Below are 10,096 nucleotides of genomic sequence, written 5' to 3' on the forward strand. Positions count from 1 at the left end.
ATGGTAATTGAACTTGTTGAACAGGCTCCTTGTAATACCTGTGTTAAGGATAATTTTGCCATTGCAGATAATTTTTCACTCCCTTATACATTGATAAAAGGAGGAGGGAGCCGCCCTTTGGTATTGATTACAGCAGGCGTACATGGTTGTGAATACGTTGGTATAAAAACAAGTATATCTCTAGTGGAGGATATTGAACTCAAACAATATAAAGGGTCAGTATTACTTCTCCATACTGTTAATCCAACGGGTTTTTATCAAAAAATGACCAGTTTAGTACCAGAGGATATGGTTAACCTCAATCGGATATTTCAAAATAGTTATCAAGAGCCGACCTTGAGTTATCATATCAAGCAGTTTTTTAGAGAGCGATTGTTACCGAATGTTGACTATCTCATAGATTTGCATGGTGGCAATAAGGAAGAGCTTCTGACTCCTCATGTTTATTATTCGATTTTAGGAGATTCATCAGTTATTCACCAATCTAAAGAACTTGCCAAAGTAAGCGGAAGTCCAGTTATTTTTGCGTCATCCGATGTTGGTGGTCTGTATCAGGCAGCAGCTATTGATTATGGCATTCCTAGTATTTTATTAGAGCAAGGAGATAGCGGAACCTGCCTGCCTGAAGATGTTCATAAAATGAGAGAATCTGTACGAGCTCTTCTAGCATCTATTTTTGAAGGGAAAGAAGCATCAAAGTCCGACCAAGTCTACTATCAGAAATCCTATTCGTTTTATAGTGGTCATCTAGCGTGTTGGACCTGTTTTGTAAGACCAGGGGATAGGGTTAATAAGGGCCAAATTCTTGGTCAATTACATACCCTACACGGAGATGTCTTGGAGGATTTTTTTGCCTTGGAATCAGGTCTAGTCCTTTATCAGAAGTCAAATTTGGTCACACATATAGGAGAATCGTTAATAACCATTGCATACTAGCTTATCTATTGACTATGAAATAGATCGCATGAGTGCTTGTCTGGCAACCTGTATTTGTTGAATCAGAAGGAGAATTATGTTAAAGAGTATTACAAAGATAGTATTAAAATTTATTCTTATCCTATTTTGTGTCAGTTTTATCTCATTCTTGCTTTCTTATCTGGCTCCAGGAGATCCTGCTGAAGCTATTTTGAACCAAGAAGGTGTTCCAGTCACTCAAGAACTGTTGGATTTAACGAGAGAAAAGTTAGGATTAAATGATCCTTTTCTAACTCAGTATTTCAGATGGCTATCAAAAATTGTGGTCTTTGATTTTGGCGTGACCTACAATACTGGCGCACCCGTATGGGATCAATTAGTGTTTTATTTTCCAAATACCCTCTACCTGTCAATGTATATTCTATTGACTACCCTGTTCATGTCTGTTCCCACAGCCTTGGCAATGGCTTACAAGAAGGATAGTTTGTTTGATAGGTGCTTGATGTCCCTGCTAGGTATTTTGAATGCCATTCCTACCTTTGTTTTCGGGATTATCCTTATATTAATTTTCTCAGTTCACTTAAAATGGTTCCCAGTGCAATCAACTGCTAATTCCTTGGGGATTGTTTTACCGGTGGTGACCCTGGCCTTAGCTATGTCATCTGTTTATACACCGCAACTACGAACGGCTTTTCTTGAGGAACTACACAACCCTTTTGTAGAAGGGGCTAGGGGAAGAGGCATCAGTGAATGGCGCATTATCATTTTTGATGTTTTACAAAATACCGTGCCGTTTATCATTACGTTAGTTAGTCTTTCTATGGGGGCCTTGGTCAGCGGAGTGACCATTATTGAACATTTGTATTCATGGCCGGGGATGGGTAAACTCCTAGTGACAGTCGTAGCTAATCAGGATTATCCCATAATTCAAGGAACAGTACTATTTGTAACGGTAGGGGTTTTAACGGTTAATCTGGTATCACAAGTAGTGATTGCTTGGCTAAATCCTAAAATTCGTTTAGGGAATAAGTAGGTGGAGATATGCTAAAAGGAAACAAAAGGTTATTGATTTTAGGGTTCATTCTTCTTGCTTGGCTAGTGTTGATGTATGTCCTTCCCTATTTTTTTACTGACAGTATTACCAAGGTGGATTTAGGCCATGCCTTGCAAGGACCAAGTCAATCAGAGTGGTTTGGGACAGATGCCCTTGGTCGCTCTGTTTTTGCACGGGTAATGAGTGGCGGTAGAGAAAGTATTTTTTCAGGCCTATTGGTCTTGTTTACCATCGTAACTATTGGCTCCTTGATTGGTATCTCTAGTGGATTAGTTGGTGGTAAGGTTGATCAGGTTATTTTGCTAATTATTACAGCTTTCCAAGCCTTTCCTGCCATTGTCTTGGTTATTGCCATAGTTGGGATTTTAGGTGTTGGGCTCCAGCAGACTGTATTGGCCATGTGCATGGTGGCTTGGACCAAGTACGCTTATCTGACACGTTCAATAACCCTGCAGTTGAAAGAGGAATCCTATATCAAATCATCTAAAATGTATGGAAATGGTTTTTTGGCAACCATCAAAAATTACTATATTCCAATGATCAAACCTCAAATATTGACAACCATGAGTTTTGATATTGGTATTGTCATTATGGAGATTTCGGGACTGAGCTTCATTGGTTTAGGTGCGCAGGTGCCTAGTCCAGAATGGGGAACTATGATCAATGACGGGAGAATTTATATTCAGGAAGCACCGTGGATTGTCATTTTTCCCTGTATCATGCTCATGATTACCATTTTACTCTTTACGAAATTTGGGGATGAGTTAAAGAAATATTACAATAATGAGGTTTCAGGTTAAAAAGCTTATCAAGACAGTATGTTTGAGACAAGTATCTTCGAGGTATTTGTCTTTTATAATTATTTTTTCAGTCCTGCTTTGTTAAAACATAAAAAATCACCCACTATTCACCATTTCTAAGTAGTTGGATTTTTCCAACTGCTAGATAGGTTATAGACGGGTGTTTATTATTATCCAGCTTAGATAACTAGAGGGAATACTCTACAGTGATGTACTCGTGGTACTGTTTGAGGGTATCAAGGATATGGGGCTTCTTGGCTACAAGCTGTCGCATGATGTCGTGTTCAACATCTTGAAGGTGTATCTTTATCCGAACTTGCATACCTTGTTTGTAGATATGAATATCCACATCCTCTGTTTCCTCTAAGTATTGTTCTAATATCTCATAAAGACATTCTTGAATTTCAGGTAGATGGACAGTACCATGGGCTAGCTCTTTAAATGAGGTAATGAGTAGGGTGAGAGGTTCCTTGAATGAGATTAGGGCAAGAGCAAGGGTTACGAAGAAATCACCTGTATAATGCAGAAAATCTAGGGGGCTCTTGTTAGGGATAAAAGCTAAGAATAGAAAGGCTACTCCAATGGCTGCTGAAATCAGACCATCAATCAGGTTGCCCTTGGCCTCGGCGGCGATGATAGTAGAAATATTGCCGATTTTTTTATTCATATAGCGATTGTAGGCGAAAAGACCAAAGCAGACAAAGAGCATTATACTGGTGTAGGGGATAACAGGTCCAGTGGTCATCTTGTGGGCAATGCCATGGACAAAGTAGGCAAAGGCGGTTGCTGCAGTTTCTAAGACAGCAAAAATCAGGAGGAGTAAGGTTGCCAAGGACTTCATAATGGCATAGAGGGGTTCTAAAAAGTGTAATCCTTGGGGAAAGGTTGCCGTTTTCCTATGACTATGCTTGGAGATATGGTATGCGACCAGGGAAGATATAAAGGCAATGAGGGAAAAAACGCCATCAAGCAAGAGGGCATTTAGGTCAGTCATGATATAGACGGCTAGACCTGCTAAACCGTTTAAGCCATTGATAATAGCAGAAACGGTCAAGCAATGTGCTTCAATTTTCTTTGGATTCATTGATGACCTCCTTAACTGGTTTATTATATATTTATTATATCAATCTTTTTACTTTTCGGCAAGCGTGATGAATGTGCAATAAAAGACTGTTCTGTAAATGAAAAAAAGAAGAGCTAGAGCTCTCCATAGAATTAGATATCAATTTCCATGACAATTGGTGTATGGTCTTGGCGGGCACCAGAATCAATCATGTCTGACTTGGTTACTTTATCAGCGATACGGTCACTGACCAACCAGTAGTCGATTCTCCAGCCTGTGTTGTTGATTTTGCTGGTGCGGCTACGTTGAGCCCACCACGTATAGGCGTTGAGGACATCCCCGTGCAGGTGGCGGAAGGTATCAGTAAAACCTTTAGCAAGTAGATTTGTAAATCCTTCACGCTCCTCATCTGTAAACCCTGGTGACTGACGGTTGCTAGCTGGGTTGGCCAAGTCTATTTCCTTGTGGGCAACGTTGTAGTCACCTGTGGCTAGGACTGGTTTTTGGCTGTCAAGCTGTGATAGGTATGCGGCATACTGAACGTCCCAGATTTGGCGGTCTGAGAGTCTCTTCAAGCCATCGCCAGCGTTTGGCGTATAAACTTGGGTAACATAGAAGTCATCAAATTCCAGCGTGATGATGCGCCCTTCAGAGTCCATAGTAGTTGGCGCACCAATCTCTGGGAAGCTAATGGTCGGTGTTAGGTGGTTTTTATAGAGGAAGAGGGTACCTGCATAGCCCTTGCGTGCAGGTTCGACTGATGAACGCCAGGTATTTGCGTAACCTGGGAAGTAGCTTTCAAGGATTTCCAAGTGTTTTTTGTTTGGCCCCTTGTCAGAGAGCTTGGTTTCCTGAATGGCGATAATGTCGGCATCTTCAGCGACCAGCGTGTCAATGACGGCGCGGGATAGGAGGGCGCGTGGGGATTCTGCTGTCAGAGCAGCATTGAGGGAATCAATGTTCCAAGAAATGAGTTTCATACAGGTTCCTTTTCTAGTTTCTTACTGTTTTTACATTATACCAAAAATCAAACTTGTAGGCGAACAAGGGACCTTGAAAAAATTTTTCATTTTTTGTGTTACAGTACTAAAAGTATGGTACAATAGTAGCAAATAAATCTTTGGTTTCGGAGGTTGTTATGAAAAGAAAATTGATTGGCTTTGCCTGGCTAGCCCTCATTCTCGAAATGCTAGTCTACTACTGGTATCAGCTACCCGCTATCAATGTGTTTAATTTGGGTTTCTGGGTTTTCGTCTTGCAATCGACAGCCCTGGCCTGGTTGATTTTGCTTTTTAGCAATCCAGCAGGACTTGTTCAACAGGCTACCAAAGTGTCGGGTAGACAGCGTCAGGTCACGACCTACAATATCAATCCTAAATTGCCTGCCTTTCTTAGTTGGACTGGTCGCCTCTGGCTCTTAGTTGTCCTTGCCTTGGTTGGACTGGGCATTTTCAACTCTCCAATCTTTCGAGCTAAAGATTATGCGGCGGTCATTTCAGTAACGGATGCGGATTTCAAGTCGGATTTCCCTGAAACCGATATTTCCAAGCTGGCTCTCTTGGACCGTGCATCAGCTGAAAAGATTGGTGACACCTATCTGGGCACCATCGACAAGGTATCCCAGTTCGGCATTTCCGATGACTACCGTCAGATTACCATCGGTCAGCAACCTTTCCGTGTGTCGCCCTTGGAGTATAAGTCTTTTTGGAAATGGCTGAGCAACCATCAAGACGGGATTGGCTACTATGTTAAGGTCAATCAGACGACAGGGAAAGCAGAGCTTGCCAAGCTGAGCAAGTCCATGCATTATTCCGATTCGGAGTATTTGTTCAATGACACCCTGCGTCATCTCCGTCTTCAATACCCAACCACTATATTCGGGAAACCGTCCTTTGAAGTGGATGATGAGGGCAATCCTTACTATATCGCAACGACTTACCAACCAAAATTTGGTCTGTCTTCCAATGACCCGACAGGTGCCATTGTCTTGGATGCAGTGACAGGTGAGAGCAAGGAGTATAGTCTGGCAGATATTCCTGAGTGGGTGGATCGTGTCTATTCAGCCAGCAATGTGATTAGTCGCGTTGACGACCACTATACCTACCAAAATGGTTTCTGGAATACCATTTTTAGCCAAACAGGTGTCAAACATACAACTGACAGCTACAATTATATTTCCATCGGTTCTGATATTTACCTCTATACTGGAATTACCTCAGCTACAGCTGATTCATCCAACCTTGGATTTATTCTGGTCAATATGCGGACCCGTGAAATCACAAACTACAAACTAGCTTCGGCGACTGAAACTGCTGCTCAAGAATCGGCAGAAGGTGAAGTACAGGAAAAGGGCTATCAGGCAACAGCACCAAGTCTGGTCAAGCTAGCAGACACAGCCTACTACTTGGTTTCTCTCAAAGATGATGCTGGTTTGGTCAAGTCCTATGCCCTGGTCGATGCGGAAGACTACCAACAAGTAACGGTCAACAATGACGTAGCGACCCTTATTTCACAAGTAACGGGGACAGATGCTTCAAGTCTAGCAGGCTTGACTTCGACTGGTACTGGTGAGGAAAACGAAGACGTGGAAGTGATTTCTGGTAAGGTTGAAGCCTTGGCAAGCCAGATGATTGGTGGTTCAACGGTTTACTATATTCAATCAGCTGACAAGATTTACAAGGTCAAGGCAACTGAGGATAGTACAGACAAGCTACCATTTATCAAGGTCGGAGATAACTTTACCGGTCAACTGGATAAGAACAATTACCTGAAAAATGTGACCATTAGTCAAGAATAATTTGAAAGAAGAGCGGGAATTGACTTTAGGGCAGACCTGCTCTTTTCTTTGTATTTTGGTGCTAAATATGCGTTTTTGTGGTATAATGTGGCAGGCTTGTATTTGTTCATCTGTATAACAAATAGGCTATTCTATTTTAAGGAGTAACTTGTGAATTTATTTAGAAAAAAACAAGCAAGTGGACGGAGCAGTCACATGCGGCGTCACTTGGGCTTGGTAGATTTGATTTTATTAGGAATTGGTTCCATGGTTGGAACAGGTATTTTTACAGTCACTGGTTTAGCAGCTGCGCAATATGCTGGTCCAGCCCTGGTTATTTCCATTGTTATCGCAGCGATTTCAGTTGGTTTGACTGCCCTATTTTATGCGGAATTTGCTTCTCGTATTCCAACCAATGGGGGAGCGTATGGCTATCTCTATTCTATGTTTGGTGAATTTCCTGCCTGGCTTGCGGGCTGGCTAACCATTATGGAATTCTTGACAGCAGTATCTAGCGTGGCTTCTGGTTGGGGTTCGTATTTAAAAGGTTTGCTAGCTAATTTTGGCCTTGCATTACCAACCGCTTTGAATGGCACCTTCAATCCAGCTCAGGGGACCTATATTGACCTTTTGCCAGTTTTGGTCTTGGTTTTTGTAGTGGGTGTTGTTCTGTTGAATTCAAAGGCTGCTCTTCGCTTCAACTCGGCATTGGTTGTGTTAAAATTCTCGGCTCTAGCTCTTTTCATCATTGCTGGGCTCTTCTTCATTAAACCTGAGAACTGGTCAAACTTTGCTCCATTTGGTTTTGGGGCAGTCTATGGAGGTCAGGCAGGCATTATGGCAGGAGCTTCTCTGATGTTCTTTGCCTTTCTTGGTTTTGAGTCTATTTCTTTGGCGATTGATGAAGTCAAAAGCCCTGAGAAGAATGTACCAAAGGGAATTGTCTTGTCCCTGTCTATCGTAACCATTCTTTACGTTGTCGTGACCTTGGTCTTGACCGGAATGGTGCACTATAGCAAGCTTAATGTAGCGGATGCGGTTGCCTTTGCTCTTCGTGAAGTGGGCTTGGGCTGGGCAGCAAGTTATGTATCTGTCGTGGCTATCTTGACCCTGATTACGGTATGTATTTCCATGACTTATGCCCTCTCTCGTATGGTCTACTCCATCAGTCGTGATGGGCTCTTGCCCAAATCTCTCAGCCAATTAACAGCGACCAGCAAGGTTCCAAAAAATGCGACCATCTTGGTGGGTATCTTTGCGGCAATCTGTGCGGGTATGTTCCCCTTGGCTAGCATTGCCAGCTTCCTCAATATCTGTACGCTTGCCTATCTGATTATGCTTGCCCTTGGACTTATCCGTCTCCGTCAGGTTGAGGGTCTGCCAAAAGAAGGTCAATTCAAAACGCCATTTGTCCCAGCTTTGCCAATCCTTTCTATCATTATCTGTCTGTCCTTTATGTTCCAGTACAGCCTAGATACCTGGATTGCCTTTGGAGTGGCGCTCATCGTAGGAAGTTTGATTTATCTTTTCTATGGATATAAACATTCGGAAGTTCATTCCAAATAAGCAAATTAAATATAGTAAAAAGAGATGGTTCTGTGCCATCTCTTTTACTTTACAAAATAAAGGGTTCGATTTTTAACTCTATCTTATCTCCGTACTTAGCCTGCAAATCATCTGCAAGAGGATGATAGAGGGTTCGTAATTGTTCAATCTTGTCTGGGAACTGCTTGCCAACGTAGTCAAATTTACACTCGATGGTTAAAAAGAGTTGATGGAAGAGTTCGTTGATCTGGTTCAGGCGGGCAATCATCTCGTCATCCTCTTTCAGAAAATCTGGAATTTCTGAGCGATTGTTGACAAAGCCGTCGATGAGTTTTACGGGGAAAGAGCCGTATTCTAGGACAAATTCGTACATAGGGTTCTCCTTATCATTGTTAGGACTATTGTAGCATAGTTTGGAGTGTGACAAAAGGATTTCAACTTTATTGCTGTTTAAGTTTTGTTTAACATTATTTTTAGTTTCGTTTAAAGGTTGACCGTTAAACTAAGGACTATAAACGAGGCAGGTAACTGCCAAGCACTTGAAATAAAAAGGGAAAAAGATGAAAACTAGAATTGTACAAAAACAATTTAAACGCATTGAAACAAAATACATCGTTGATAAAGAAACATTTGTACTACTCGAAAAGGATTTACAGAAACACATGGTTTCAGATGAGTTTGCGACTTCCACCATTACAAATATCTATTTTGATAATGAAGATTTTGACATGATTCAAGACTCCATTGCCAAGAAAAATGGGCGTGAAAAAATCCGAATGCGGATCTACGATGCCCAGCCATCTGCAAGTAGTCAGGCTTTTTTAGAAATCAAGAAGAAAGAGAATAAAATCGGCTATAAGTATCGCTTGACTTCTAATCCGTTGTCGGTAACCAACTATATCGAAAAAGGTGTGATAGATCAGACCATCACAGATGAAATGGTGACGTCTGAGTTGGAACGGTTACGTGAACGTTATGGAGCCATCAAGCCGATGATGTATATCTATTATGACCGTGTGTCCTATAAAGGTATTGAGGACAAGAAAATTCGTTTAACCATTGATAAAAATTTGCTTTATCGTCATTACGACGTTGCAGCAACAGAAGGGAAATTTGGAGAAGCTCTTCTAGATCCCAACAAGGTCATTATGGAAATCAAGGTACCAGAGCAGTTGCCAGACTGGTTGTTAGCCTTGTTAGAAAAATACCAGCTGCAAAAGCAATCATTTTCAAAATATGGCAATGCCTACAAGCTGGCTCATCAAATGAGCGGAGAGGAAGTAACTCGATATGCAACTGTTTAATAGTATCTTTTCAACATCGAATAATAACATCACCTTGATGCAGATGTCCCTAATCTTTGGTGTCAGTCTTGCTATGGGGGTGCTCCATGCAGCTGTTTATAAATACAAATCTAATTATACTAAGGAATTTGTTACTAGCCTCAGCCTTATGCCTGCCCTAATTGCTGTTATTATCGCCTTGGTCAATGGCAATTTGGGAGCAGGTGTGGCGGTGGCTGGGACCTTCAGTTTGATTAAGTTTCGTTCTGCCGCAGGTTCATCTAAGGAAATGCTAGCCATTCTCTTGGCCATGGCCATTGGTCTGGCAACGGGTATGGGTTTCCTTGGACTTGCCGTTTTTATGACCCTAGTCTTGTCAGCCTGTATCTTGATTTTTGAAAACATCGGCTTTGCCCAGGTTAATCAGAACCGCCGCCATCTCCTAGTGACTGTACCGATTGAGTTTGACTATGATCAATTTTTTGAAAATCAATTTGGTAGTTCTTGTAAACAAGCAGACCTCATTTCCCTCAAATACAAGCAGAAAAAAACATACTAAGATTAGTAGTGAGGAAATCTCCGACGGGAGAAAGTACTCACTACTTTTTCTTTATGATAAAGTAGAGGTGTCTTGTTAAGTCGTAGGGCTTTTTGACGCTA

10 protein-coding genes are annotated in these 10,096 nt (G+C 41.7%); 7 read left to right on the forward strand and 3 right to left on the reverse strand.

Going from position 1 to position 10,096, the window contains the following annotated elements:
* From C1G53_RS08490 to C1G53_RS08500, 3 genes are all read left to right on the forward strand, one after another.
* The gene (locus C1G53_RS08490) at window positions 1–936 is read left to right on the forward strand and encodes a DUF2817 domain-containing protein (protein WP_105118381.1); all 936 of its coding nucleotides are present in this window, start codon (window positions 1–3) and stop codon (window positions 934–936) included.
* A gap of 76 nt (window positions 937–1,012) precedes the next feature.
* A complete protein-coding gene (locus tag C1G53_RS08495; RefSeq protein WP_105118382.1) occupies window positions 1,013–1,948 on the forward strand; it encodes an ABC transporter permease in 936 nt (311 codons plus the stop codon).
* Between the two features lie 8 nt (window positions 1,949–1,956).
* Window positions 1,957–2,769 (forward strand): ABC transporter permease, encoded by an 813-nt coding sequence (locus C1G53_RS08500; RefSeq protein ID WP_105118383.1) that lies wholly within the window; start codon window positions 1,957–1,959, stop codon window positions 2,767–2,769.
* Window positions 2,770–2,956: 187 nt separating this feature from the next.
* On the opposite strand, the gene C1G53_RS08505 is transcribed toward C1G53_RS08500, so the two are convergent.
* A complete protein-coding gene (locus tag C1G53_RS08505) occupies window positions 2,957–3,853 on the reverse strand; it encodes a cation transporter (RefSeq protein ID WP_105118384.1) in 897 nt (298 codons plus the stop codon).
* Between the two features lie 131 nt (window positions 3,854–3,984).
* A complete protein-coding gene (locus C1G53_RS08510; RefSeq protein WP_105118385.1) occupies window positions 3,985–4,812 on the reverse strand; it encodes an exodeoxyribonuclease III in 828 nt (275 codons plus the stop codon).
* Window positions 4,813–4,970: 158 nt separating this feature from the next.
* Here C1G53_RS08510 and C1G53_RS08515 point away from each other — a divergent pair, with 158 nt between their 5' ends.
* Both C1G53_RS08515 and C1G53_RS08520 read left to right on the forward strand, forming a co-directional pair.
* Window positions 4,971–6,629 (forward strand): hypothetical protein, encoded by a 1,659-nt coding sequence (locus C1G53_RS08515; protein WP_105118386.1) that lies wholly within the window; start codon window positions 4,971–4,973, stop codon window positions 6,627–6,629.
* 150 nt (window positions 6,630–6,779) lie between these two features.
* Window positions 6,780–8,174, forward strand: coding sequence for an amino acid permease (locus C1G53_RS08520; RefSeq protein ID WP_105118387.1), 1,395 nt, complete (start codon window positions 6,780–6,782; stop codon window positions 8,172–8,174).
* Window positions 8,175–8,223: 49 nt separating this feature from the next.
* Here the strand turns inward: C1G53_RS08520 and C1G53_RS08525 are convergent, their stop codons facing one another.
* Window positions 8,224–8,526: a hypothetical protein gene (locus tag C1G53_RS08525; RefSeq protein WP_105118388.1), complete on the reverse strand. Its 303-nt coding sequence runs from the start codon at window positions 8,524–8,526 to the stop codon at window positions 8,224–8,226.
* A gap of 187 nt (window positions 8,527–8,713) precedes the next feature.
* Here C1G53_RS08525 and C1G53_RS08530 point away from each other — a divergent pair, with 187 nt between their 5' ends.
* Both C1G53_RS08530 and C1G53_RS08535 read left to right on the forward strand, forming a co-directional pair.
* On the forward strand, window positions 8,714–9,457 hold the full coding sequence (locus C1G53_RS08530; protein ID WP_105118389.1) for a polyphosphate polymerase domain-containing protein: 744 nt from the start codon (window positions 8,714–8,716) through the stop codon (window positions 9,455–9,457).
* Complete coding sequence (locus tag C1G53_RS08535; protein ID WP_238139124.1) at window positions 9,444–9,995, forward strand: DUF4956 domain-containing protein; 552 nt, start codon at window positions 9,444–9,446, stop codon at window positions 9,993–9,995. The genes C1G53_RS08530 and C1G53_RS08535 overlap by 14 nt, the downstream gene beginning before the upstream one ends.
* The last annotated feature ends 101 nt before the right edge of the window (window positions 9,996–10,096 follow it).

It is taken from the genome of Streptococcus suis (genome assembly GCF_002960445.1).
Taxonomy (GTDB): domain Bacteria; phylum Bacillota; class Bacilli; order Lactobacillales; family Streptococcaceae; genus Streptococcus; species Streptococcus hyiners.

Bases quoted from the DNA above. Each gene is read 5' to 3' on its own strand.
- C1G53_RS08510 (WP_105118385.1), bottom strand. From the start codon at position 4,812: ATGAAACTCATTTCTTGGAACATTGATTCCCTCAATGCTGCTCTGACA.
- C1G53_RS08495 (WP_105118382.1), top strand. From the start codon at position 1,013: ATGTTAAAGAGTATTACAAAGATAGTATTAAAATTTATTCTTATCCTA.
- C1G53_RS08490 (WP_105118381.1), top strand. From the start codon at position 1: ATGGTAATTGAACTTGTTGAACAGGCTCCTTGTAATACCTGTGTTAAG.
- C1G53_RS08500 (WP_105118383.1), top strand. From the start codon at position 1,957: ATGCTAAAAGGAAACAAAAGGTTATTGATTTTAGGGTTCATTCTTCTT.
- C1G53_RS08525 (WP_105118388.1), bottom strand. From the start codon at position 8,526: ATGTACGAATTTGTCCTAGAATACGGCTCTTTCCCCGTAAAACTCATC.
- C1G53_RS08530 (WP_105118389.1), top strand. From the start codon at position 8,714: ATGAAAACTAGAATTGTACAAAAACAATTTAAACGCATTGAAACAAAA.
- C1G53_RS08515 (WP_105118386.1), top strand. From the start codon at position 4,971: ATGAAAAGAAAATTGATTGGCTTTGCCTGGCTAGCCCTCATTCTCGAA.
- C1G53_RS08505 (WP_105118384.1), bottom strand. From the start codon at position 3,853: ATGAATCCAAAGAAAATTGAAGCACATTGCTTGACCGTTTCTGCTATT.
- C1G53_RS08535 (WP_238139124.1), top strand. From the start codon at position 9,444: ATGCAACTGTTTAATAGTATCTTTTCAACATCGAATAATAACATCACC.